Raw genomic sequence first — 23,692 nt, 5'->3', positions numbered from 1 at the left:
ATTTACGCTCCACGCTTCCTCCCCACACTCGGTCGCCCTCATGCAGTTGCGCTTCACTTCATTCGCTGTGACCAGCTTATGGCGGGACTTGCACCCGCAGGAGTGCGCCCATGCTGGGCGCACAAAACAAAATGCCGTTCAGTCGCTTAACTGAACGGCATTACCGCCGCGGCGGGGTTTTTCGTTTCAGCTGAGCGCAGCAGGCGGCAGTCAGATGTCCGCGCGTTGCGGATTGAGCTTGTCGGCGCCGGCATACAAACGGTTCAGCGCCGAGATATAAGCCTTCGCGGAAGCAGCGACGATATCCGGGTCCGTGCCCACACCGTTCACGATGCGGCCCGCCTTCGACAGACGCACGGTCACTTCGCCTTGCGCCTGCGTACCCGTCGTGATCGCGTTGACCGAGTACAGCAGCAGTTCCGAGCCGCTGCCGACTTCCGTTTCGATCGCGTTCAGCGTCGCGTCGACAGGCCCGTTGCCATTCGCTTCGCCGACCACTTCCTTGCCCGAGACCGAGAACACGATGCGCGCGTGCGGACGCTCGCCCGTTTCCGAGTGCTGCGACAGCGACACGAACTTGTAGTGCTCCTTCTCCTGCGCTTCGGCAGACTCTTCTGTGACGATGGCGATGATGTCTTCGTCGAAGATTTCGGCCTTGCGGTCCGCGAGCTCCTTGAAGCGCTGGAACGCGAGGTTCAGTTCGCCTTCGCTGTCGAGCGAGATGCCGAGTTCCTGCAGGCGCTGCTTGAACGCATTGCGGCCCGACAGCTTGCCGAGCACGATCTTGTTCGCGGTCCAGCCCACGTCTTCCGCACGCATGATTTCGTAGGTGTCGCGCGCCTTGAGCACGCCGTCCTGGTGGATGCCCGACGCGTGCGCGAACGCGTTCGCGCCTACCACCGCCTTGTTCGGCTGCACGACGAAGCCCGTGATCTGCGACACGAGCTTCGATGCCGGCACGATCTGCGTCGTGTCGATGCCGAGATCGAGGCCGAAGTAGTCCTTGCGGGTCCGCACGGCCATCACGATTTCTTCGAGCGACGTATTGCCCGCGCGCTCGCCGAGGCCGTTGATCGTGCACTCCACCTGACGCGCGCCGCCGATCTGCACGCCCGCGAGCGAATTCGCGACGGCCATGCCGAGGTCGTTATGGCAATGCACGGAGAACACGGCCTTGTCCGAGTTCGGAATACGTTCGCGCAGCGTCTTCACGAGATTGCCGTACAACTCCGGCACGCCGTAGCCGACGGTATCGGCGATGTTGATCGTCGTCGCGCCTTCCGCGATCACGGCTTCGAGCACGCGGCACAGGAAGTCCATGTCCGAGCGGCTGCCGTCTTCCGGCGAGAACTCGACATCGTTCGTGAACTTGCGCGCGAAGCGCACGGCGAGCTTCGCCTGCTCGAACACCTGTTCCGGCGACATGCGCAGCTTCTTCTCCATGTGCAGCGGCGACGTCGCGATGAACGTGTGGATGCGGAAGTGGTCGGCGGGTTTCAGGGCGTCGGCGGCGCGCTGGATGTCCTTGTCGTTCGCGCGTGCGAGCGAGCAGATCGTGCTGTCCTTGATCATGCCGGCGATCGTTTGGATCGCGTCGAAGTCGCCGTTCGAGCTGGCGGCGAAGCCGGCCTCGATCACGTCGACTTTCATCCGCTCGAGCTGCTTCGCGATACGGATCTTTTCTTCCTTCGTCATCGACGCACCGGGCGATTGTTCGCCGTCGCGCAAGGTCGTGTCGAAAATGATGAGCTTGTCTGCCATCTCGGGTCTCCAGGGGGATTCGGTCAATTTGATTTGGAAAACGGAATTCGAGTGTTTGCGCCACCACCGCTGGCGACGCTAAACGACGAACGAGGCAGACGGAGGGCGAAAACGATCAGCGCGGCAGGCGCGCTAGAGCTAGCTCACCTAGTAGCGGTGCGCCGGCTTGAAGAGACAGGAAGGGGAACTGGGGAAGTGCCATGCCAGCGACTATAGCGGCAATCCTGGAATCGTGCAATTGAGGTTTGTTTTTGCCCTTCGGGCGGGTTTTCGTTTTGGGTTTTCGTTTTGGGTTTTCGTTTTCGGCTTTCTCTGGCATCCGCGTTTTGCTTCTGGTTTGCTGGCGTTGCCCCTGTGCGGGGCGGCACTTACTTTCTTTGCCGCCGCAAAGAAAGTAAGCAAAGAAAGCGGGCTAACACCGCCAGCCTGTGTTGTTGCCTGCGGGCCCCCACCAGTTCTTACGCTCCACGCGGCAACGTGTTTGTTCGCGCCCGTTGCCAGCGTGCTCACTCACGCATCACCCGCTTCACACTCCCGCGTCACGGCCCGCATTACCAGACGTCCACGGCCGCCCAGGTGGCAAACTGTGTGTAGGCCATCGCGACGAAAGTGCACCACTTCGGACTGAAAAGCGGGATCGGTGTCGTAGGATCGCCAACGCATCCGGTGCGACAACCTACACACAGTTTGCCACCTGGGCAGCACAGTCGAGTCGCTGCCGCTGGCTGCCTGCGAGTGATTGAAGTGGGTGATGCGCCTGTTCAAGGCGCTGGCAACGGGCGCAAAACGATGTGTTGCCGTGTGGAGTGCGGGACCCGTTGGGGGCCCGCAGGCAGGGACACGGGCTGGCGGTGTGAGCCCGCTTTCTTTGCTTACTTTCTTTGCGGCGGCAAAGAAAGTAAGTGCCGCCCCGCACAGGGGCAACGCGAGCGAACCAAAGACATCACGCGGATGCCAGCGAGAAAAAACGCCCGCCGCAGGCGAAAAACGAAACCAAACCTTAACCCGGCCGCTGCGACGACCTGGCGGGATTCCCCATCCCGCGCATCACCCGATACCCCCAGAACACATACCCGGAAAAACCGTACAGCACGAAGAGACCGAACAACATCAACGGCGGGTCCGACGACACGAGTACAAACGCGACCACCACCAGCAGAATCGCGGCAAACGGCACGCGATGCCGCACATCCAGCGCCTTACCGCTGTAGAACGGCGCGTTCGACACCATCGTCACGCCCGCATAAATGGTCAAAGCAAACGCGACCCAAGGCAGCCACACGAGCTTCAAAGGCACACGGTTATCCGTGGCGAGCCACACGAACCCAGCAATCAACGCGGCGGCTGCAGGACTCGGCATTCCCTGAAAGAAGCGCTTGTCGACAACACCGATATTCGTGTTGAACCGAGCCAGACGCAACGCCGCGCCCGAGCAATAGACGAACGCCGCGAGCCAGCCCCAGCGCCCCAGGTCCTTCAGAATCCACTCGTACATCACGAGCGCCGGCGCGACGCCGAACGACACCATGTCCGACAGGCTGTCGAACTGCTCGCCGAATGCGCTTTGGGTGTGCGTCATGCGCGCGACGCGCCCATCCATGCCGTCGAGCACCATCGCGACAAAAATCGCGATCGCGGCGACTTCGAAACGCACGTTCATCGCCTGCACGACGGCGAAGAATCCGCAGAACAGCGCGGCCGTCGTGAATGCATTGGGCAACAGATAGATGCCGCGCTTGCGCAAAAACTGCTGGCGCGCGGCGCGGCGGCTGTCGATCACGGATTCCGTGACCACGGACGGCTTGTTGCGCCGGAACGGACGCGGCTGCGGCGCACCGCTGCTACGAGGACGACGCGGTTTGAATGCGGCCATCGAACCCTCCCTGTGCCGCTTTACAGCTCAGCCAGAATCGTGGACGACGCCGACACCTTCTCGCCGATCGACACACGCGGACGGCTGCCCACAGGCAGGTACACGTCGACCCGCGATCCGAAACGGATGAAGCCATAACGCTGGCCGCGCGTCAGCGGCTCGCCGGCGCGCACGTAGCAGAGGATGCGTCGCGCGATCAGGCCGGCAATCTGTACCGACGTCACCGTCGCGCCACTCGCCGTTTCGATGACGATTGCGTTACGTTCGTTTTCCGTCGACGCCTTGTCCACTGCGGCGTTCAGATACGCGCCCGGGAAATATTCGACCTTCGAGATTGCGCCATCCACGGGCGAGCGCTGCGAGTGCACGTTGAACACGTTCATGAACACGCTGATTTTCAGCGCTTCGCGGTTCGCGTAGGGATCGTGCGCCGTTTCGACGGCGACGATGCGGCCGTCGGCCGGGCACAGCACCGCGTTGGCCTGGGTCGGAATCGGACGCGCCGGGTCGCGGAAGAACTGCACCACGAAGACGAGCAACAGCCAGAAAATCCAGGCAATGCCGAACCCTGCGACGAAGTGGATCAACAACGCAACGACGGCCGCGATGGCGATAAACGGCCAGCCTTCGCGCGCGATGATCGGATGGGGGTAATTCATAAGGTTGGGTTCAGTCTTTTTAAAAACCGTAGGATAGCAAAAGCCGCCCAGGGTTCAGCACACCTGGGCGGCTTTTTGAGGCTTCCGGCGCATTTCGTGCGCCGGAGTGCAAAAAACGGGCAGATTAGTTCTTCGACTGATCGACCAGCTTGTTCTTCGCGATCCACGGCATCATCGCGCGCAGCTTCGAACCGACCTGCTCGATCTGGTGCTCGGCCGTGATGCGGCGACGCGATTGCAGCGTCGGCGCGCCAGCGCGGTTTTCGATGATGAAGCTCTTCGCGTACTCGCCCGTCTGGATGTCCTTCAGGACTTCCTTCATCACCTTCTTCGTGTCTTCGGTGATGATGCGCGGACCCGTCACGTACTCGCCGTACTCGGCGTTGTTCGAGATCGAGTAGTTCATGTTCGCGATGCCGCCTTCATAGATCAGGTCGACGATCAGCTTCAGTTCGTGCAGGCACTCGAAGTACGCCATTTCCGGCGCGTAGCCCGCTTCGACCAGCGTTTCGAAGCCCGCCTTGATCAGGTCGACCGTACCGCCGCACAGCACGGCCTGCTCGCCGAACAGGTCGGTTTCCGTTTCTTCGCGGAAGTTCGTTTCGATGATGCCGGCACGGCCGCCGCCGTTGGCCGCTGCGTACGACAGCGCGATGTCGCGCGCTGCGCCGGATTTGTCCTGTGCGACCGCGATCAGGTGGGGCACGCCGCCGCCTTGCGAGTACGTGCCGCGCACCGTGTGGCCCGGCGCCTTCGGCGCGATCATGATGACGTCCAGATCCGCGCGCGGGATCACCTGGCCGTAGTGCACGTTGAAGCCGTGCGCGAATGCGAGCGCTGCGCCCTGCTTGGCGTTGGCGTGCACTTCCTTCGCGTAGACCTCGGCGATCTGCTCGTCGGGCAGCAGCATCATGACGACGTCGGCGCCCTTCACGGCTTCCGCCACTTCCTTCACCGTCAGACCTGCGTTCTCAGCCTTGCTCCACGATGCGCCGCCCTTGCGCAGACCGACCGTGACGTTCACACCGCTTTCCTTCAGGTTCAGCGCGTGCGCATGGCCTTGCGAGCCATAGCCGATGATGGTGACCTGCTTGCCTTTGATGAGGGAGAGGTCGGCGTCCTTGTCGTAGAAAACTTTCATGTCTGTTCCTTGGCGAAATTCAGAAAAATTCAAAGCTGCTTGTGTATGTTGCGTGGAGCCGGATGCCTGACGCAACGCCCGGCTCCGATCGAACTGCTGTCAAACCTTCAGGATACGCTCGCCGCGCCCGATACCCGAACCGCCCGTGCGGACCGTTTCGAGAATCGCGGTGGCGTCGAGCCCTTCGATGAACGCGTCGAGCTTCTCGCTCGCGCCCGTCAGTTCGATCGTGTAGGTCTTTTCGGTGACGTCGATGATGCGGCCGCGGAAAATATCCGACATCCGCTTCATCTCCTCACGTTCCTTGCCGACCGCCCTTACCTTGATCAGCATCAGCTCGCGCTCGATGTGGGCGCCCTCGGTCAGGTCGACCACTTTCACCACCTCGATCAGGCGGTTCAGATGCTTCGTGATCTGTTCGATCACGTCGTCCGAGCCAATGGAAACGATGGTCATGCGCGACAGCGAACGGTCTTCGGTCGGCGCCACCGTCAAGGTTTCGATGTTGTAGCCGCGTGCGGAGAACAGGCCGACCACGCGCGACAGCGCGCCCGGTTCGTTTTCCAGCAAAACGGAAATGATGTGTCTCATGTTCGCTTCTTCCAGATGTCGATGTATGCGATGCGTGCTGTCCGCGCCGCTACGTCCGCTCCCGTCTTTTGTGGAGACGCGCATGACGTAGCCGGCGCCGGAAAGCGCTCGTTATAGATCTTCCGACCCGAGGAGCATCTCCGTGATGCCCTTGCCGGCCTGGACCATCGGCCAGACGTTTTCGGTCGGATCGGTCTGGAAGTCGAGAAACACCGTGCGATCTTTCAGGCGCAATGCTTCCTTCAGCGCCGGTTCCACGTCAGCGGTCCTTTCGATCCGCATGCCGACGTGGCCGTACGCTTCGGCGAGCTTCACGAAATCGGGCAGCGCATCCATGTACGAATGCGAATAGCGCTTGCTGTATTCGATCTGCTGCCACTGGCGCACCATGCCCAGATAGCGGTTGTTGAGCGAGATGATCTTAACGGGCGTCTCGTACTGCTTGCAGGTGGACAGCTCCTGGATGCACATCTGGATCGAGCCTTCGCCCGTGATACAGAGCACGTCGTCGTCCGGGTGTGCCATCTTGACGCCCATCGCCGCCGGCAGGCCGAAGCCCATCGTGCCGAGACCACCGGAATTGATCCAGCGGCGCGGCTTGTTGAAGCGATAAAACTGCGCCGCCCACATCTGGTGCTGGCCGACATCGGAACACACGAAGGCATTGCCGTCCGTCAGTTCCCACGCCTTTTCCACCACGTATTGCGGCTTGATGATGTCGCTCTCGCGGTCGAACTTCAGGCAGTCTTTCGAGCGCCAGGCTTCGATGTCCTTCCACCAGTCGGCGAGCGCCGCGGTGTCGGGGCCATGCTCCGCCGTTTGCAACTGCTCGATCAGTTCCTTCAGCACTTCCTTCACGTCGCCGACGATCGGGATATCGACCTTCACGCGCTTCGAAATCGACGACGGGTCGATGTCGATGTGAATGATCTTGCGCGGGCGCGATGCGAAGTGACCCGGATCGCCGATCACACGGTCGTCGAAACGCGCACCGATCGCGATCAGCACGTCGCAGTGCTGCATCGCCATGTTGGCTTCGTACGTGCCGTGCATGCCGAGCATGCCGAGGAACTTCTTGTCCGCTGCGCGATAGCCGCCCAGACCCATCAGCGTGTTCGTGACGGGATAGCCGAGCAGATCGGCGAACTGGTTCAGTTCGCGCGACGCATCCGCGAGGATGATGCCGCCGCCCGTGTAGATATACGGACGCTTGGCCGACAGCAGAAGCGCAACCGCCTTGCGGATCTGGCCCGAATGACCCTTGGTGACCGGGTTATACGAGCGCAGCGTCACGTTTTTGATCGGCTCGTATTGGCACGGGGCCTTCGACACGTCCTTCGGAATGTCGATCAGCACCGGACCGGGCCGGCCCGTACGGGCGATGTAGAAAGCTTTCTTGACGGTGGCGGCGAGATCGCGCACGTCCTTCACGAGGAAGTTGTGCTTCACGCAGGGGCGCGTGATGCCGACCGTATCGCACTCCTGGAACGCATCCTGGCCGATCGCGGCAGTCGGCACCTGGCCGCTGATGACGACCATCGGGATCGAATCCATATAGGCGGTCGCGATGCCCGTCACTGCATTGGTGACGCCGGGACCGGAGGTCACGAGGCAGACGCCGACCTTGCCGGTCGAGCGAGCATAGGCGTCAGCGGCGTGAACCGCGGCCTGCTCGTGGCGCACGAGGACGTGCTGGAATTTATCCTGCTTGTAAAGCTCGTCGTAGATGTAGAGTACCGAGCCGCCGGGATAGCCCCAGACGAATTCGACTTCTTCGTCGGCCAGTGCCTTCATGAGCACGGTGGCGCCGATAGAGTCAGCTTCGTGATGTGGTGTGGTATCCGACGTGGAGAATTCCGCGCTGGGCATATTCATCGTTCACCTTTCGAATTTTCGGCAAAAAATTGATCGGGTGCTCTCTGCCGGGCTTGTGGCTCGGGTTCAAGCGGCGCGTCCAGTTTGACAGGAAGGCTTCTTGGGCCAACCTCAAATGAGACAAGTCACTTATGTTGCGAACCGTAGACGATATCGACGATACGTCCAATGGTCAAGCAAATATTTCCATGATTGACGGCACCTGCCCTTTCGTCGTCCACTTCTGACCGTTTTACGGGCGGCTTACGCGGGCGTCGAACGGACAGCACGAAGTGCGACTGAAGGCTGGATGCAAGGTACGCGTGCCGCGTTTTTCCCTGGGTCGGGTGAAAGTTTGTTAGCATCCGCGAGTTTTACGACATTTTTCGACCGATTCCGCGCACATTCGCTGCGCCGACCCCCAACGGATGGCATCAGACAAGGAACTCGCCGATTTTCTGGCGGGCGTCGAAAGGCGCGCGTTCAAGCAGACGGTCTACGCCGTGCGGGACGACGACGCGTCTCTCGATATCGTGCAGGACGCGATGATCAAGCTCGCCGAAAAATACGGCGACCGTCCGGCTGCTGAGCTGCCGCTTTTGTTTCAGCGTATTCTCCAGAATGCGATGCACGACTATTTCCGTCGGCAGAAGGTTCGCAATACCTGGGTGAGCCTGTTTTCTTCGCTGGGCAATGCCGACGACGAAGACTTCGACCCGCTGGAGACGTTCGAAAGTCAGGACGGCTCGACGGGCGTAGAGAGCAGCGAGCAGCAGCTCGAGCGCGAACAGGTCCTGCAGATGATCGACGACGAAATCCAAAAGTTGCCGGCACGTCAACGGGAGGCGTTTCTGATGCGTTACTGGGAAGATATGGATGTCGCTGAGACTGCTGCCGCGATGGGCTGCTCGGAAGGCAGTGTGAAAACGCACTGCTCGCGAGCCACGCACACGCTGGCGCAAGCGCTCAAGGCCAAAGGAATCACGCTATGAGCTCCGCTCTCGAAACAAAAGAACTCGAGTTTGCGCGGCAGCTGCGCCGTGCACTCGACGAAAACGCTGCCCGCATTTCTCCCGCTACGACCGACCGGCTCGCCGCCGCGCGCCGTGCCGCTCTCGCTCGCAAGAAGCCCGAAGCCGTGCAGGCGCCCGTCTTCGCGCCGGTGTTCGTCGGCGCCGGCACGCTCGCCCATCTGCCGCAGCCGGAAAGCTCGCGCCGTCTGCCGCGCCTGCGCAAGCTCGCGCTCGCGTGGCCTGTGCTCGCGCTCGTCATTGGCCTCGCGGGCATTGCGTGGTGGGAAGACCATCAACGCACGGCCGAACTCGCCGATATCGACGCCGCCATGCTGAGCGACGACTTGCCGCTCAATGCCTATCTCGATCACGGGTTCAACGCGTATCTGACGCGCAACAACCACTGACCGGGGAGAGTTGACGGGTGAGTTACAAGCGCGGCCTGGCCGTTGTTTCCGGATGCGTGATTGCAGCCCTGGTGTCATTCGCCGCCACCTATCCGCGCTTCTACCCGGCGCCCACGCCCGTCGCGGCGCCCGTGGGCGGTACGCCCGCGAAAGCGTCAGCCCCGGCGCTGACGGTCGAACTGCCGGGCCTTCCGATCTCCACCAGCCCGCTCGCATGGTCGAAGCTGACCAGTGCCGACCATGTCGCGCTGGCGCCGTTCGAGGCGCAATGGGACGGCTTCAGCGAAGAGCGCAAACGCAAGTGGCTGAAGATCGCGTCGCGCTATCCGAAGATGACGCCGGAGGCGCAAAAGCGGCTGCATGAGCGCATGGCCGAGTGGGTTCGCATGACGCCGGAGCAGCGGCGTGTGGCGCGCGAGAACTATCAGGTGTCGAAGGAACTGCCGCGCGAGGCGCGCCAGAACGCCTGGAAGGCGTATCAGCAGTTGCCTGAGGAGCAGAAGCAGAAGCTCGCCGCCAGCGAGCACAAGCGGCGGCCGACCGTCGTCAGTGCGCCGCCCTCGGGCAAATCCGAAATCAAGGACATCAACCGGCTGGTGAACGGCAAAGACAAGCTCGCGAGCGTACCGATGCCGCCCGCGACGGCAGGCGCTTCCACCGGCGTCGCGGCGCCCGCGCAGGGCGCGCCCGCGATTCCCGCTGCCGGCAGTTTCGTACCGGCGACGCCGACGCCCGTCTCGCCTTCCGAAGCCCCGTCCATCTTCAACGGCTCATAATCACTTCCAGCGAGTCCGCGCCGTGCGGGCTCATCAACGGCAACCGAGGGCCCGCCCGTGTCCACATCCGTCGACTCCGCAGCCGTGCCGCCCCAACCCGAATCCGTCGAACCTGCTGCGCCGACCGTGCGCCGGCGTCTCGCCACGTTGATGTACGAAAGCGTGCTGCTGTTCGGCGTCGTGTTCTTCGCGGGCTATCTGTTCAGCACGCTCACGCAGCAGCGCAACGGGCTCGTGCATCACAACTGGCTCGCGGCTTGGGTGGGACTGGTGGTCGGCGGGTATTTCGTGTGGTTCTGGACGCACGGCGGCCAGACGCTGCCGATGAAGACCTGGCGCTTACGGGTGGTGCGCGCCAGGGATGGCGCGAAACTTTCCGTCGGGCGGGCTGTTTCGCGGTATGTGCTCGCATGGTTGTGGTTCTTGCCGCCGCTGGCGTTGCATCCTTTGCTCGGCCTGACCGTGCCGCAGACACTCTTGCTCGCCGGTGGGTGGTTTGTTCTTTATGCCGCGGGCGCAAGGGTTGGGGGTGGGCGGCAGTTTCTTCATGATCGGCTTGCGGGGACCAAGGTCGTAGCCGTTGAACGGTGATCTGTTTTTTGTCTGCGACGTAGTCGCGATTTTTGCCTGCGGCGCGGCTTTGCCGGTTTTGGTTTTTGTTTTTGCTTTCGCTTTCGCTGGCATCCGCGTTTTGGTGTTGGTCGCTCATGCGTTGCCCCTGTGCGGGGCGGCACCTACTTTTCTTTGCAGCGGCAAAGAAAAGTAGGCAAAAGAAAGCCGCTCACACCGCCAATCCTTGACCTTTAGCCACGGGGCTCAACGTCCCCATCCTCCGCGCGGTAACGAACTGGTCCATGCTCGTTACCCGCGCTCTCGCGATCGCCTCACCCACTTCAATCACTTCTTCAGCGGCCCGCGTCAGCGCATTGCTTCCGCCCGTTTGCGGCAGCAACGCGCGTCCGCTTTCCCGATGCGCCATTGCTTTGGGGTGGCCATTCGCATGACATTTCGCGTTGCACCGAACCGACAGTTCGCGATGCGTAATAAGAACTTCTCGTGAATGTCACGGCTCCGTCATGCAGCAATGGCGCAATGCGGGTACTGCAACTCGACGCGTGAGCCATGGACAACAACACGTCCGCGACTTCCCTCTTCCGCCAGACTGGCCCGAGCGTCGACCCCGTCGCTTTCGGCCCCCGCTCCTCCTCAACCGGCCTGCCGCCGATTCCGATTCTGCCGACGACACCGACGCCATCCGAAAGCCATCACGACGACGATCACGAAAACTCGCACCGTTATCGCACGATCTGGCTCTCCGATATTCACCTCGGCTCCAGCGGCTGCCAGGCGAAGTATCTGCTCGACTTTCTTCGGCATAACGAATCGGAGTACCTGTATCTCGTCGGCGACATCATCGACGGGTGGCAGTTGAAGAAAGGCTGGTACTGGCCGCAGGGTCACAACGACGTCGTGCAGAAGATCCTGCGCAAGGCGCGCAAGGGGACGCAGGTCGTGTACATCCCCGGCAATCACGACGAAGGCGCGCGCCAGTTCTGCGACCTCGCATTCGGCGACATCCACGTACGCGGCGAAGCGTTTCACACGACGCTGCAGGGCAAGCGTCTGTGGATCGTGCACGGCGATCTGTTCGACGGCGTGATCCAGCACGCGAAGTGGCTCGCGTATCTCGGCGACACGCTGTACACGATGATTCTCGTGCTGAACCGCTGGTTCAACCGCATCCGCATCAAGCTCGGCTTCCAGTACTGGTCGCTGTCGCAGTACCTGAAACATCAGGTGAAGAATGCCGTCAACTTCATCTCCGCATTCGAGAGCGTGATGACGGACGAAGCGCGCCGCCGCGGCTGCGACGGCGTCGTGTGCGGGCACATTCACAAGGCCGAGATCCGCGAGATCGACGGTGTGCTCTATTGCAACGACGGCGATTGGGTCGAGAGCCTGTCGGCACTCGTCGAGACGTACGAAGGCGAGCTGAAGGTGGTCTACTGGACCGTGATGCGCTCGCCCGAGGACGCGAATGCGGCGAAGGCCCGCGCGGCGACGGCATGACACGCACCATCACTACTACGAGAGGGCCATTCGCATGAAGATCATGATCGTCACCGATGCGTGGGAACCGCAGGTCAATGGCGTCGTGCGCACGCTGAAGAACACCACGCGCGAGCTGACTGAAATCGGCCACAACGTCGATCTGCTGACGCCGCTCGAGTTCAAGACGATTCCGTGCCCGACGTATCCGGAGATTCGTCTGTCGCTGTTGCCGAAGCGCCATCTGCGAAAGCGTATCGACGAGTTCCGGCCGGACGCGTTGCATATCGCGACGGAAGGTCCGCTCGGACTTGCCGCGCGCGCGTATGCAATCGAGCACAAGCTGCCGTTCACGACCGCGTATCACACGCGCTTTCCGGAATACGTGCAGGCTCGGTTCGGCCTTCCCGTCGCGTGGACATATCGCTTCCTGCACTGGTTCCACAAGGCGTCGCTTGCTGTGATGGCGCCGACGCCCGTCGTCAAGACCGACCTCGAGAAATTCGGCTTCACGAACGTCGTGCTGTGGACGCGCGGCGTCGATCTCGAGATCTTCCGGCAGATGGAGTCGAAGGTGTTGAACACCGTGCGGCCGATCTTCCTGTATGTCGGGCGCGTGGCCGTCGAGAAGAATGTCGAAGCCTTCCTGAAGCTCGATCTGCCCGGCTCGAAGTGGGTGTGCGGCGAAGGCCCCGCTCTGGCCGAACTGAAGTCGCGCTATCCGACGGTCAATTATCTCGGCGTGCTGACGCAGGCAGAACTCGCAAAGGTCTACGCGGCCGCCGACGTGTTCGTGTTTCCGAGCAAGACCGATACGTTCGGCCTCGTGCTGCTCGAAGCGCTGGCGTGCGGCACGCCTGTCGCCGCGTATCCCGTGACGGGTCCGATCGACGTGCTCGGCGACGGCGGCGCGGGTGCGATGCATGAAGACTTGCACGAAGCCTGCCTGCAGGCGCTGAAGATCGATCGCAACCATGCGCGCGCATGGGCCGAGCGTTTCTCGTGGACGGCGGCCTCCGAACAGTTCGCCGCGCATCTCAAGCCGCTGTCGCGCTCCACGTATAGCGAGGAAAGCGCCGCCGCCTGATCCGCCCGACGCGCAAGCGCCCTCCCTTCTCGCCACGCCCATGCAAACGAGACAATCGAACGCATTGCGCGCCTCGCCGCAGGAATCGCTGCGCGACGCCAAGACAGCAGCATCGCAGACCGAGCATTACGGCGAGCCGTTCGACGACGTGCACGAGATGCACGAAGACGGCGCGCCGCGCTCGCGTTATGCTGGACAGTCCAGATCTGTCCCAGCGAGCCCATCCGCCATGTCATCCACGACGCGTGCGCGTACATCGCATGAATCCGCGCCTGACGGCGAAGGTGTGCCGTCGCAGGCCGAGGTGCAGGAGCCGCATGAGCCGCTCGGGCCGGATGATCCGCTTGCGCCGCTGCCCTTCAATCCTTATAAGGGCAATCGCGGCATCACGCGCGCATGGCATGCGATGAAGAATTCGTTTGCCGGGTTTCGGGTCGCGATTCGCGAGGAAAGCGCGTTTCGGCAAGAGCTGACGTTGGCAGCGATTCTCGTGCCGTGTGGGATTTTTGTGCCCGTCGACGCGGTGTCGCGTGTTTTGTTACTCGGGTCGGTGTTTCTCGTGTTGATCGTCGAGTTGTTGAATTCCAGCGTCGAGGCCGCCATCGATCGGATTTCTCTCGAACGCCATGAGCTTTCCCGGCGCGCCAAGGATCTCGGCAGTGCGGCCGTGATGGTCGCGCTTTTTATCTGTGTGATGACTTGGGGTTTGCTTGTCGGGCCTTTAGTGGCCCACTGGATTGCTGCTGCTTTGCATTAGCGGTTTTGGTTCTGTCTGCGAGGCCTTGGTGCGGGTTTGTGTTTTGGCTGGCATCCGCGTGATGTTGTCGTTGTTCATGCGTTGCCCCTGTGCGGGGCGGCACTTACTTTCTTTGCCGCCGCAAAGAAAGTAAGCAAAGAAAGCGGGCTCAAACCGCCAATCCTTGTCCCTGCCTGCGGGCCCCCAACGGGTCCCGCACTCCACACGGCAACGCCCGTTTCAACGCCCGTTGCCAGCGCCCTGAACAGGCGCATCACCCACTCCATTCACCCGTAGCGCAGCCTGCGGCAGCGACTCGTCAGCGCCGCCCAGGTGGCAAACTGTGTGTAGCTTGTCGCACCAGATGCGTTGGCGATCCTACGACACCGATCCCGCTTTTCAGTCCGGAGTGGTGCACTTCCGTCGCGACGGCCTACACATCGTTTGCCACCTGGGCGGCAGTCGAATTCTGGTAACGCAGGCCGTGACGCGGGAGTGTGAAGCGGGTGATGCGTGCAGCTAGCACGCTGGCAACGGGCGCGAACGGGCGCGTTGCCGCGTGGAGTGTAGGAACTGTTGGGGGCCCGCAGGCGATCACTAGCACTGGCGGTGTGAGCCCGCTTTCTTTGCTTACTTTCTTTGCGGCGGCAAAGAAAGTAAGTGCCGCCCCGCACAGGGGCAACGCATGAACACCGACGTGAAATCGCGGATGCCAGCGTTAACAACAAAACCAAAACCAACCCCAACCCCAACCCCAACCCCAACACCCCACCCCTCCCTCAGCCCCCTGCGGTCCGCACTGAACGCTCGGTTTATAATCACAAGAAGCCTCAACTACAGCCAACCAAAAGACGAGTGGAGACGCGCGCCGCAATTACGGGCGTACAAAACCGCCCGTCACACCCCTGGGCCGGACGACATGGAAGCCAAACCTCCCCGCCGCACGCGCGAACGGATTCTCGAACTATCGTTGAAGCTCTTCAACGAGATCGGCGAGCCGAACGTCACGACGACGACGATCGCCGAGGAAATGGAGATCAGTCCAGGCAACCTGTACTACCACTTCCGCAACAAAGACGACATCATCAACAGCATCTTCAGCCAGTTCGAGCAGGAGATCGAAAAGCGTCTGCGTTTTCCGGAAGACCATCGCGCGACCATCGACGAAATGTGGTCGTATCTGCAGTACATGGTCGACTTCACCTGGCGCTACCGTTTCCTGTACCGCGACCTGAACGACCTGCTCGCACGCAACCGCACCCTCGAAACGCACTTCAAGCAGATCATCAGCCACAAAGTGCGCTTCGCGAGCCAGTTCTGCGAACAACTCGTCGCCGACGGCGAAATGGTCGCGACACCCGATGAAATCAAGGTGATCGCTACCAACATCGGCGTGATCGCAACGTACTGGCTGTCGTACCAGTTCGTGATGAACCCGCGCAAATACAACGAGCAGGAAACGATCCGCGCAGAACTGCATCAGGTCAGCGTGCAGATCGTGTCGCTGATGGCGCCGTATCTGCGCGGCCGCTCGCGCGAACTGTTCGACGATCTCGTGTCGGGCAAGCACCCGCAGCGCGAGTTCTACGACTACCTGCCGCCGCGCGAACCGCGTAACGAATCGAAGGACAGTTGAAGATGAAGGCAGTCTGCGTCTATTGCGGCTCGTCAGACGGAGCCAAACCGCTGTATCGCGACGCCGCCAAAGCGTTCGGCCGCGCGCTGGTCGCGGCAAACCTGTCGCTCGTCTACGGCGGCGGCAAGGTCGGCCTGATGGGCGTGATCGCCGATGAAGTGATGGCCGCAGGCGGCCGCGCAATCGGCGTGATCCCCGAACTGCTGGTCAACAAGGAAGTCGGCCACAACGGTCTGTCGGAACTGCACGTCGTGCCCGACATGCATCATCGCAAGAAGATGATGGCCGACCTGTCCGACGCATTCGTCGCGATGCCGGGCGGTGCAGGCACGCTCGAAGAACTGTTCGAGGTCTTCACGTGGGCGCAGCTCGGCTATCACCAGAAGGCCGTGGCCGTGCTCAACATCGACGGCTTCTACGATCCGCTGATCTCGATGCTCGAACACACCGTGCAGGAAGGCTTCATGCGCCAGACGTACTTCGACATCCTGCAGATCGACAGCGACCCCGCTGCGCTGATCGGCAAGCTGCAACGCTATCAGCCGCCGTCGCAGGACAAGTGGGCGGACCGCCGCGAGCGCGTCTGACGCACACGGACCTCTTGCGCTTCATCAGCCGGGAGTACACATGACGAAAGTGGTTCTGATCACGGGCGCGAGCCGCGGCATCGGCCGCGCGACTGCCCGAATGCTCGGCGCGCGCGGCTGGTCCGTCGGCGTGAACTACGCGAGCAACGAAACCGCCGCGAAAGAAACGGCCGCCGAAGTCGGGCGCGCAGGCGGCCACGCGCGCCTGATCGCCGGCGACGTCGCCGACGAAGCACAGGTCGTCGCGATGTTCGACGCGCTGGAGCAGGCCTATGGCCGCATCGACGCGCTCGTCAACAACGCGGGCATCGTCGCGCCTTCGATGCCGCTCGCCGACATGGACGCGGCGCGTCTGAAGCGCATGTTCGACGTCAACGTGTACGGCGCATACCTGTGCGCGCGCGAGGCGGCGCGGCGCATGTCGAAGGATCGCGGCGGGCATGGCGGCGCGATCGTGAACGTGTCGTCGGCGGCGTCGCGCCTCGGCTCGCCGAACGAATACGTCGATTACGCCGGCTCGAAAGGCGCCGTCGACACCTTGACGATCGGTCTCGCGAAAGAACTCGGGCCGCAGGGCGTCCGCGTGAACGCCGTACGCCCCGGATTGATCGACACCGACATCCACGCAAGCGGCGGCCGTCCGGACCGCGCCGCGGTGCTCGGCGCCCAAACGCCGCTCGGCCGTCCAGGCACGGCCGACGAAGTCGCCGAAGCCATCGTCTGGCTGCTGAGCGACGCATCGTCGTATGTGACGGGCGCACTGCTCGACGTCAGCGCCGGCCGCTGACGCACTCACTCCCCCTTCCTTTCACGCCGATTGCACGGCGCTTCGTCACGAAGCGCCGTGCCTTATTGCGCGTCCTGCTTTTCGCGCTTTTCCCAACACTTTGCCGCGATTTTCAGCACCCTTCAGAAATCTCGTAACCGTTCGTAATAATCGGCCGATAAAATGAGATTATTCGTTCGCGAAACACAGCGGACGTCGTACGAACAAAAAGGATCGTGGCCCACGCTGTCGCGTTCCAAGGCCAGAGATCTATCGTCATGCAGCAACAGAATCCTTCGAAAAGGTGGCGCTGGGGAGCGGCCGCCCTCTCGGCGCTATTCGCGCTGCGGGGAGCCTGGTCGGCGCCCAGGCGCGCCGACCAGGCCGTCGACACCGATGCCGCAACGCCTCTTCCCGCCGATTTCCTCGCCCCGAGCCTGATCCGCAAGCTTGCCGCGTCGCGTGCGGCGCGCTGGACGATCGCCGTCGCGATCGTCTGCGCGTGGCTGTTGCCCGGCACGCTCGGCCACGATCCGTGGAAGCAGGACGAGACCTACACGTTCGGCATCGTCCAGCACATGCTCGATACGGGTGACCTCGTGGTGCCGACCAACGCGGGCCAACCGTTCGTCGAAAAGCCGCCCATCTACGACTGGGTCGCGGCGGGCACGGCGTGGCTCCTGAGCCGCTACTTGCCGCTGCACGACGGCGCACGCGTGGCCAGCGCCCTCTTCGGCATGCTGACGCTGCTATGCCTTGCACGCCTCGCGCGGCGTTCGGCGGGCGCGGCACGCTGGTTCGATCCGCGCGTGATCGGCTCGCTCGCGCTGTTCGCGGGAACACTCGTCGTCGTCAAGCACGCGCACGACATGATGACCGACGTCGCGCTGATGGCGGGCGCTGCGCTCGGCTTCTGCGGCCTGTTCGACCTGGTACTGTCGGTCCACAACCAGGCCTCGATCGACCCCGCCGATTCGCGTCGAGACGACGCGCAACGCGACGGCAACGCGGCTGCGATGTTCGGTGCGGGCGTCGGCATCGCGCTGTTGTCGAAGGGACTGTTCGTGCCGCTCGTGTTCGGCGCGACCCTCTGCGCCGTGCTCGCGCTTTATCCGGCGTGCCGCAGCCTGCGCTTCGCACGCGCGCTCGCGCTGGCGGCGTGCATGTTCGCGCCGTTCGCGCTGATCTGGCCCATCTGCTTCTATCTGCGCTCCGGGGCGCTCTTCAAGGTCTGGCTGTGGGACAACAATGTCGGACGCTTCTTCGGCTTCTCCGTGCCCGAACTGGGTTCGGAAAACGACAACAAGCTGTTCGTGCTGAAGACGATTCTCACGGTCGGTTTTCCTGTCGTGCCGCTGGCGCTCGTCGCGCTCGCCGGATTGGCTCGCAGCGGATGGCGTGAACTGCGCGACCCACGCGTCGCACTACCGCTGATCTTTGCGGGCACGGGCTTCGCGGTACTGCAAACCTCGGCGACGATCCGCGAACTGTACATCCTGCCGTTCATCGCGCCGCTCGCGCCGCTCGCCGCGCGCGCGATCGAACGGTTGCCGCAGCGCGTGCACACCGGATGGGACATGACGAGCCGCGTGCTGTTCGGCGTGCTCACCGCACTCGCGTGGATGATCTGGTCGACGATGACGAATCCCGCCGGCAACCGTGCATCGGTTCATCTGCTGGGCCGCTGGCTGCCGCTCGACTGGACGCTGCCGATCCATCCCGTTGAAGTGGCCGCGGCGCTCGCGCTGACGGTCGGCTGGATGTGGCTGCTGCCGCTCATCCGGCACGCAGGCAAATGGCGCGGCGCGCTGAGCTGGTGTGCGGGTGCGATCGTCGCGTGGGGACTCGTCAGCACGCTGCTGCTGCCGTGGCTCGATCTGGCGAAGAGCTACCGCTCGGTGTTCGAAGATCTCCACACGCACCTCGCCGCGCAGTGGAACGACGACGATTGCATGGCGAGTCTCGCGCTCGGCGAATCGGAAGCGCCGATGCTGTATTACTTTGCCGGCATCGAGCATATGCCCTTGAATGCGCCGAATGCGGCGGACCCTGCCGGCGATGCGCAAGCCTGTACCTGGCTGATCGTGCAAACGCGCCGTCAGGATCCCGCGCAGCCACGCGACGGCTGGCAGTTGTTCTGGTCGGGCGCACGGCCCGGCGACAACGACGAGCTGCTGCGCGTGTTCGTGCGCACGCCGTCGGCCACGGGCGCCGGCGACTGAATCCGCGTCGGGCCGGAACGCGTCAGAACGACGAACCCGGCTCGCGCAGGAACGCCGTCTCTTCCTCAGTCGAAGGACGGCCGAGCAGCGCATTGCGATGCGGAAAGCGTCCGAAGCGCTCGACCACCTGCGCGTGGCGTACTGCCGAGCGCGCATAGGACGGATCGAGCCCGAGCGTTTCGAGCAGCGTGTACAGGCGCACGCCTTCACGCTGGCCTTCGCGTGTTTCGTCGTGCTCGAACGGGATATAGGCGAACGCCCGGTGATAGACGGTCGGCAGCAGCACATCGCCGCCCGCTTCGATCATGCGACGCGCGATGCCCAGCGCCTGCGCGTCGCCGTCGTACATGCGCGCTGTTTTGCGGTGACAGTTGCGCGTGAACTGGTCGAGCACGATCACGAGCGCGAGTGCTCCGAGCGGCGTCGCCAGCCACGCATCGAGTTCATGCGCGAGCGCCGCTTCGATCAGCGCGCCGAAGCGCTCGCGCAGCATCGCGTCGAACGCGTCGCTGCGTTTGAACCAGCGCTTCTGATCCGTGCCGTATTCGTCCGATCCGGGCAAGCCGAACCAGCAGTCGAGCACATCGCGCGCGCGAGGATCGAGCGCGGCGTAGTCCGCTTCGGATGAATACGCGGCCGCGTCGATGCGCACGCTCACGCAAGCTCCAGCACGAGACGCCGCGTACGCGCGCTTTTCTTTTCGAGCTTCGCGACGCGCAGCGCGCCGATCTCCTGCGTGTTGCGCACATGCGTGCCGCCGCACGGCTGCAGGTCGACGCCTTCGATGCGCAACAGACGCACGCGGCCAAGGCCCATCGGCGGCTTCACACTCATTGTGCGCACGAGTTCGGGACGCGCCGCCATTTCGTCATCGGTGATCCACTGCGTCGCAACGCCGTGCGCGCCGCCCACCAGTTCCGCGAGCCGCGCCTCGACCTCCTCGCGGCCGATCGGCTCGACCGTCGCGAAGTCGAGGCGCGCATAGTCCGCCGTGATGCTGCAGCCGTCGACGGGATACGGCAGCACCGCGCACATCAGATGACTCGCCGTGTGCAGGCGCATATGCCGGTAGCGGCGGCCCCAGTCGATCTCCGCCGTCAGCGGCTGGCCGGCGGCGAGTTGCGCCAGCAGCGCTTGCTGGCCGGGCGCGGGAACGTGGACGGCATCGTCGGGCGTCGCGCCTTCGAACTTCGCCTTGCGAGTGTCGGCGATTTCGATGCGCGTGCCGTCCGCGAGCGTCAGCACGCCGGCGTCGCCCGCCTGGCCGCCGCCGAGCGGATAGAACACGGTCTGGTCGAGATGGATGCCCTGCTCGTCGATCGCGGTGATGGTCGCGTCGCAGCGGGTCAGATAGGCGTCGTCGCGAAAGAGCGCGCGCGTCGTCATGGGGAGTCTCCTTGTGCCTGGCTTGTACTAGCGGACATTATGCCGATGCGCGCAACGCCCGCCTCGTTCACATCCAGGCGCTCCCGACCGAACTGTACCGGGCGCTTTGACACGACGGTTTTACCGCGCGCAACACATCGGCGTCAGCCGGACGACGCCTCACGCGTCAGCCCGGATGATTGCGCATCCAGTCCGCGGTATCGAAGAACGAATGCAGCAGGCGCTCGCGCAGCGGCTCGGGCAAGCCGACGTCTTCCATCGCCCACGCCATGCAGCGCAGCCATTGGTCGCGCTCCACCGACGCGATCTGGAACGGCAGATGCCGCGCGCGCAGACGCGGATGGCCGAAGCGGCTGATGTAGTGATCGGGGCCGCCGAGCCAGCCGCACAGAAACCAGAACAGCTTGTCGCGCGAGCCTTCGAGCGTCGGCGGATGCAGCTTGCGGATGCCGGCGAAGTCGGTTTCGAGGTCCATCAGGTCGTAAAAGCGGTCGACGAGTTCGCGCACGCGCGCCTCGCCGCCAACGAGTTCGAAGGCGGTCGGCTGCGACGGCGCTTCGTCAATCGGATCAGTCATACGGGCAAAACACAGTCAAAGGGAAGTCAAAAAAGCGGAACACGATGTCACGCATCGCGCAACGATTGCAGCGCGGGCCGCATCAGCACGTGACGCAGGCTCAGCCACCCACCGACGGCCGAGCACACGACGCCCGCCGCAATGCCCGCCGGCACGAGCCACGGGTTGAAGTCGATCGAAAAATCGAACACGCGCGCGGCGAGCACGAAGCCGATCAGCTGCGAGCCGACTGCCGCCATCAGGCCCGACAGCGCGCCGACCACGACGAACTCCGCGACCTGCACCGCGCGCACCTGCGCGTGCGACGCGCCGAGCGCGCGCAGCAGCGCGGATTCTCGCATACGCTCGTCGCGCGTGCCCGCCAGTGCGGCGTAGAGCACCAGCACGCCCGCGATCAGCGTGAAGGCGAACAGGAACTGCACCGCGCCGATCACCTGGCCGATCACGCGCTGCACCTGAGCGAGAATCGGCGCGGTATCGATGGCGGTGAGGTTCGGGTACTGGCCGATCAGACCGTCGATCACCGTGCGCTGCTCGGGCGGCACATGGAAGCTCGTGATGAAGGTCGCCGGATAGTCCTTCAGCGCGGCCGGCGGCATCACGACGAAGAAGTTGACCTTGAACGAACCCCAGTCGAGCTTGCGCACGCTCGTCACGGGCGCATCGACCTGCAGGCCCGTCACGTCGAAGCGCATCGTGTCGCCGACCTTCACGTTCAGGATCTTCGCGAGGCCCTGTTCGATCGAAATCTGCGGCGCCGTCGTGTCGCCGTACCAGTCACCCGACACGATCCGGTTGTCGTCCGGCAACTGAGTCGTGTACGACAGGTTGAACTCGCGATCGACGAGTCGCCGCGCGTCTTCGTTCTTGTAGTCGTCGGGATTGACGGGCTTGTCGTTGATCGCGATCAGCCGGCCGCGCACCATCGGCTCGAGATCGACGCCCGGAAAACCGTGCGCCGACAGATAGTGCGTCACGACATCGCGCTGATCGGGCTGGATATCGATGATGAATTCGTTCGGCGCGTCGGGCGGCGTCGAGCGATGCCAGCCTTCGATCAGGTCGTTGCGCGTCATGCCGATCAATAGCAGGCACATCAGGCCGATCGCGAGCGCGGTGATCTGCAGCGCGCTGGAATTCGCGCGGCGTTCCAGCGACGCCAGCGCGTAGCGCCAGCCGATGCCGATAGAAAAGCGCTCGCTGCGCACGATGCGCGCCGCGCCCCACAGCGCGGCGCGCGCGATCAGCGAGAACAGCAGCAGCCCGCCTGCGAAACCGCCCGCGACGATACCGCCGATCTTCAGCTCGCCTGCCGCGAGAATCAGCAGCCCGGCGAACAGCACGATGCCGAGCGCGTATGCGGCCCACGCCGTGCGCCCTTCGTCGCCCCACTCGCGGCGCAGCACCCGCACGGGCGGCACGTGCGTCAACGGCAACAGCGGCGGCAGCGCGAAACCGATCAGCAGCACGAGACCCGCGGCGATGCCTTCGAGAGCCGGCCACACGCTTGGATAAGGCAGCGACACGTCGATCAGGCTGCCGAGCCACCAGAAGAGCGCAAGATGCCCGCCGAAGCCGAGCACGACGCCCGCGACGCCGCCGAGCAGACCGAGTCCCGCGAACTCGAACAGAAACAGCGCGCGCAAGGTCCGCTGGCTGGCGCCGAGGCAGCGCATTGCGGCGCAACTGTCGAGATGCCGGCGCATGTAGCGATGCGCGGCCATCGCGATCGCCACGGCGGCCAGCAGCGCCGTCAGCAGCGAGACGAGCGTCAGGAAGTGGCTCGCGCGATCGAGCGTCTGACGCACCTGCGGCTGGCCGTCCTGCAGCGATTCCAGCGCGTAGCCGCGCATCTTGCCGTTGTCGACGCGCTCATGCGCCCACTTCGAAAACGTCGCGACACTCTCGTCGCCGCCCGCCACCAGCAGCCGGTACGTGACGCGGCTGCCGTAGCCCGTCAGGCCCGTCGACGCCAGATCGTCCGCGCGCATCATCAGACGCGGCGAAAAATTGACGAACGCGAAGCCACGGTCCAGCTCGCGCGTAATCAGTGCGCCGATCGTGAAATCGCGCCCGCCCACTTTCACCTTGTCGCCGATGTGCGCCTTCAGCGCATCGAGCATCTGCTGGTCGACCCACACTTCGCCGGACGGCGGAATGCCGCGCACTTCTCGATCGGGCGCGCCGGACGCGAGCGCGATCTTCAGCTCGCCGCGCAGCGGATAGCCCGCCGACACCGCCTTGACGGCAGCGAGGCGCGACACAGGCTTGGCCGCCGTCGAGTTGACCATGCTGGGGAAAATCGCCGTCGTCGCCGTGTCGAGACCGAGCGCTTTGGCCTTGTCGAAGAATTGCGGGTCGACGGGATGGTCGGAGCGGACGATGAAATCGGCGGCGATCATGCGCCGCGCATCGCGCTCGAGCCCCTGATGCAGACGGTCGGCGAGAAAGCCGACGCTCGACAGTGCCGCGACGGCCAGCACGAGCGCGAGCAGCAGCATGGTCAGTTCGCCTGCGCGCCAGTCGCGCGCCGTCATGCGCAGCGACTGATGCAGCAGATGGCCCAGCGAC

General features: G+C 63.5%; 22 protein-coding genes. 12 read left to right on the top strand and 10 right to left on the bottom strand.

The annotated features are described in order from the left end of the window. Positions 1-210: 210 nt before the first annotated feature. The 6 genes from G3N95_RS34175 to G3N95_RS34150 all read right to left on the bottom strand — a co-directional run bounded on the left by G3N95_RS34175 (position 211) and on the right by G3N95_RS34150 (position 7,900). Positions 211-1,761, bottom strand: a complete 1,551-nt coding sequence (locus G3N95_RS34175; RefSeq protein WP_205974502.1) for a 2-isopropylmalate synthase — start codon at positions 1,759-1,761, stop codon at positions 211-213. Positions 1,762-2,761: 1,000 nt separating this feature from the next. Next, positions 2,762-3,634, bottom strand: coding sequence for a CDP-diacylglycerol--serine O-phosphatidyltransferase (pssA, locus tag G3N95_RS34170; RefSeq protein ID WP_205974501.1), 873 nt, complete (start codon positions 3,632-3,634; stop codon positions 2,762-2,764). Between the two features lie 20 nt (positions 3,635-3,654). Next, on the bottom strand, positions 3,655-4,293 hold the full coding sequence (locus G3N95_RS34165) for a phosphatidylserine decarboxylase (RefSeq protein WP_205974500.1): 639 nt from the start codon (positions 4,291-4,293) through the stop codon (positions 3,655-3,657). A gap of 124 nt (positions 4,294-4,417) precedes the next feature. Continuing rightward, positions 4,418-5,467, bottom strand: a complete 1,050-nt coding sequence (ilvC, locus tag G3N95_RS34160; protein ID WP_277398055.1) for a ketol-acid reductoisomerase — start codon at positions 5,465-5,467, stop codon at positions 4,418-4,420. A gap of 66 nt (positions 5,468-5,533) precedes the next feature. Beyond that, positions 5,534-6,025: an acetolactate synthase small subunit gene (gene ilvN / locus G3N95_RS34155; RefSeq protein ID WP_007588180.1), complete on the bottom strand. Its 492-nt coding sequence runs from the start codon at positions 6,023-6,025 to the stop codon at positions 5,534-5,536. 111 nt (positions 6,026-6,136) lie between these two features. Then, entirely contained in the window at positions 6,137-7,900 is a 1,764-nt protein-coding gene (locus G3N95_RS34150) for an acetolactate synthase 3 catalytic subunit (RefSeq protein ID WP_205974498.1), read from the bottom strand. Positions 7,901-8,307: 407 nt separating this feature from the next. Between G3N95_RS34150 and G3N95_RS34145 the strand changes: the two genes are divergently transcribed. The 12 genes from G3N95_RS34145 (at position 8,308) to G3N95_RS34090 (ending at position 19,158) form a co-directional block, all read left to right on the top strand. Next, the gene (locus tag G3N95_RS34145; protein WP_205974497.1) at positions 8,308-8,871 is read left to right on the top strand and encodes an RNA polymerase sigma factor; all 564 of its coding nucleotides are present in this window, start codon (positions 8,308-8,310) and stop codon (positions 8,869-8,871) included. Further along, positions 8,868-9,299, top strand: coding sequence for a DUF3619 family protein (locus G3N95_RS34140; protein ID WP_205974496.1), 432 nt, complete (start codon positions 8,868-8,870; stop codon positions 9,297-9,299). The genes G3N95_RS34145 and G3N95_RS34140 overlap by 4 nt, the downstream gene beginning before the upstream one ends. Positions 9,300-9,316: 17 nt before the next feature. Then, the gene (locus G3N95_RS34135) at positions 9,317-10,075 is read left to right on the top strand and encodes a DUF3106 domain-containing protein (protein ID WP_205974495.1); all 759 of its coding nucleotides are present in this window, start codon (positions 9,317-9,319) and stop codon (positions 10,073-10,075) included. An 84-nt stretch (positions 10,076-10,159) separates the two neighbouring features. Continuing rightward, positions 10,160-10,666 (top strand): RDD family protein, encoded by a 507-nt coding sequence (locus G3N95_RS34130; RefSeq protein WP_346778434.1) that lies wholly within the window; start codon positions 10,160-10,162, stop codon positions 10,664-10,666. Then, positions 10,656-10,841 (top strand): hypothetical protein, encoded by a 186-nt coding sequence (locus G3N95_RS34125; protein ID WP_205974493.1) that lies wholly within the window; start codon positions 10,656-10,658, stop codon positions 10,839-10,841. The genes G3N95_RS34130 and G3N95_RS34125 overlap by 11 nt, the downstream gene beginning before the upstream one ends. A 356-nt stretch (positions 10,842-11,197) precedes the next feature. After that, the gene (locus tag G3N95_RS34120; RefSeq protein ID WP_205974492.1) at positions 11,198-12,145 is read left to right on the top strand and encodes a UDP-2,3-diacylglucosamine diphosphatase; all 948 of its coding nucleotides are present in this window, start codon (positions 11,198-11,200) and stop codon (positions 12,143-12,145) included. Between the two features lie 34 nt (positions 12,146-12,179). After that, positions 12,180-13,211: a glycosyltransferase family 1 protein gene (locus tag G3N95_RS34115; protein WP_205974491.1), complete on the top strand. Its 1,032-nt coding sequence runs from the start codon at positions 12,180-12,182 to the stop codon at positions 13,209-13,211. Positions 13,212-13,251: 40 nt separating this feature from the next. Next, positions 13,252-13,968 carry a diacylglycerol kinase gene (locus G3N95_RS34110; RefSeq protein ID WP_205974507.1) on the top strand — a complete coding sequence of 239 codons (717 nt, stop codon included), beginning with the start codon at positions 13,252-13,254 and terminating at the stop codon, positions 13,966-13,968. Positions 13,969-14,866: 898 nt separating this feature from the next. Further along, the gene (locus G3N95_RS34105) at positions 14,867-15,583 is read left to right on the top strand and encodes a TetR/AcrR family transcriptional regulator (protein WP_012401416.1); all 717 of its coding nucleotides are present in this window, start codon (positions 14,867-14,869) and stop codon (positions 15,581-15,583) included. 2 nt (positions 15,584-15,585) lie between these two features. After that, positions 15,586-16,170: a TIGR00730 family Rossman fold protein gene (locus tag G3N95_RS34100; RefSeq protein WP_205974490.1), complete on the top strand. Its 585-nt coding sequence runs from the start codon at positions 15,586-15,588 to the stop codon at positions 16,168-16,170. A 40-nt stretch (positions 16,171-16,210) separates the two neighbouring features. Continuing rightward, the gene (locus G3N95_RS34095) at positions 16,211-16,957 is read left to right on the top strand and encodes an SDR family oxidoreductase (protein ID WP_205974489.1); all 747 of its coding nucleotides are present in this window, start codon (positions 16,211-16,213) and stop codon (positions 16,955-16,957) included. A gap of 257 nt (positions 16,958-17,214) precedes the next feature. Further along, on the top strand, positions 17,215-19,158 hold the full coding sequence (locus G3N95_RS34090) for a glycosyl transferase (RefSeq protein WP_205974488.1): 1,944 nt from the start codon (positions 17,215-17,217) through the stop codon (positions 19,156-19,158). A 22-nt stretch (positions 19,159-19,180) separates the two neighbouring features. On the opposite strand, the gene G3N95_RS34085 is transcribed toward G3N95_RS34090, so the two are convergent. The 4 genes from G3N95_RS34085 to G3N95_RS34070 all read right to left on the bottom strand — a co-directional run bounded on the left by G3N95_RS34085 (position 19,181) and on the right by G3N95_RS34070 (position 23,658). Further along, the gene (locus G3N95_RS34085) at positions 19,181-19,816 is read right to left on the bottom strand and encodes a DUF924 family protein (protein WP_205974487.1); all 636 of its coding nucleotides are present in this window, start codon (positions 19,814-19,816) and stop codon (positions 19,181-19,183) included. Beyond that, a complete protein-coding gene (locus G3N95_RS34080) occupies positions 19,813-20,544 on the bottom strand; it encodes an alanyl-tRNA editing protein (RefSeq protein ID WP_205974486.1) in 732 nt (243 codons plus the stop codon). Before G3N95_RS34080 ends, G3N95_RS34085 begins: the two co-directional genes overlap by 4 nt. Positions 20,545-20,710: 166 nt before the next feature. Further along, complete coding sequence (locus G3N95_RS34075) at positions 20,711-21,121, bottom strand: group II truncated hemoglobin (RefSeq protein ID WP_205974485.1); 411 nt, start codon at positions 21,119-21,121, stop codon at positions 20,711-20,713. 47 nt (positions 21,122-21,168) lie between these two features. Then, positions 21,169-23,658, bottom strand: coding sequence for an FtsX-like permease family protein (locus G3N95_RS34070; protein WP_205974506.1), 2,490 nt, complete (start codon positions 23,656-23,658; stop codon positions 21,169-21,171). Positions 23,659-23,692 lie beyond the last annotated feature (34 nt).

The sequence above is a fragment of the Paraburkholderia sp. Tr-20389 genome, assembly GCF_017104565.1.
Classification (GTDB): Bacteria; Pseudomonadota; Gammaproteobacteria; order Burkholderiales; family Burkholderiaceae; genus Paraburkholderia.
Note: the sequence above shows the minus strand (reverse complement) of the source record. Positions and strands in the feature narration are given on the sequence as shown.

What these genes read in the sequence shown, in the direction of transcription:
- G3N95_RS34140 (WP_205974496.1), top strand. Translation starts at nt 8,868, where the DNA reads ATGAGCTCCGCTCTCGAAACAAAAGAACTCGAGTTTGCGCGGCAGCTG.
- G3N95_RS34120 (WP_205974492.1), top strand. Translation starts at nt 11,198, where the DNA reads ATGGACAACAACACGTCCGCGACTTCCCTCTTCCGCCAGACTGGCCCG.
- G3N95_RS34095 (WP_205974489.1), top strand. Translation starts at nt 16,211, where the DNA reads ATGACGAAAGTGGTTCTGATCACGGGCGCGAGCCGCGGCATCGGCCGC.
- G3N95_RS34080 (WP_205974486.1), bottom strand. Translation starts at nt 20,544, where the DNA reads ATGACGACGCGCGCGCTCTTTCGCGACGACGCCTATCTGACCCGCTGC.
- G3N95_RS34165 (WP_205974500.1), bottom strand. Translation starts at nt 4,293, where the DNA reads ATGAATTACCCCCATCCGATCATCGCGCGCGAAGGCTGGCCGTTTATC.
- G3N95_RS34115 (WP_205974491.1), top strand. Translation starts at nt 12,180, where the DNA reads ATGAAGATCATGATCGTCACCGATGCGTGGGAACCGCAGGTCAATGGC.
- pssA (WP_205974501.1), bottom strand. Translation starts at nt 3,634, where the DNA reads ATGGCCGCATTCAAACCGCGTCGTCCTCGTAGCAGCGGTGCGCCGCAG.
- G3N95_RS34075 (WP_205974485.1), bottom strand. Translation starts at nt 21,121, where the DNA reads ATGACTGATCCGATTGACGAAGCGCCGTCGCAGCCGACCGCCTTCGAA.
- G3N95_RS34150 (WP_205974498.1), bottom strand. Translation starts at nt 7,900, where the DNA reads ATGAATATGCCCAGCGCGGAATTCTCCACGTCGGATACCACACCACAT.
- G3N95_RS34145 (WP_205974497.1), top strand. Translation starts at nt 8,308, where the DNA reads ATGGCATCAGACAAGGAACTCGCCGATTTTCTGGCGGGCGTCGAAAGG.
- G3N95_RS34175 (WP_205974502.1), bottom strand. Translation starts at nt 1,761, where the DNA reads ATGGCAGACAAGCTCATCATTTTCGACACGACCTTGCGCGACGGCGAA.
- G3N95_RS34100 (WP_205974490.1), top strand. Translation starts at nt 15,586, where the DNA reads ATGAAGGCAGTCTGCGTCTATTGCGGCTCGTCAGACGGAGCCAAACCG.
- G3N95_RS34090 (WP_205974488.1), top strand. Translation starts at nt 17,215, where the DNA reads ATGCAGCAACAGAATCCTTCGAAAAGGTGGCGCTGGGGAGCGGCCGCC.
- G3N95_RS34110 (WP_205974507.1), top strand. Translation starts at nt 13,252, where the DNA reads ATGCAAACGAGACAATCGAACGCATTGCGCGCCTCGCCGCAGGAATCG.
- G3N95_RS34105 (WP_012401416.1), top strand. Translation starts at nt 14,867, where the DNA reads ATGGAAGCCAAACCTCCCCGCCGCACGCGCGAACGGATTCTCGAACTA.
- ilvN (WP_007588180.1), bottom strand. Translation starts at nt 6,025, where the DNA reads ATGAGACACATCATTTCCGTTTTGCTGGAAAACGAACCGGGCGCGCTG.
- G3N95_RS34070 (WP_205974506.1), bottom strand. Translation starts at nt 23,658, where the DNA reads ATGACGGCGCGCGACTGGCGCGCAGGCGAACTGACCATGCTGCTGCTC.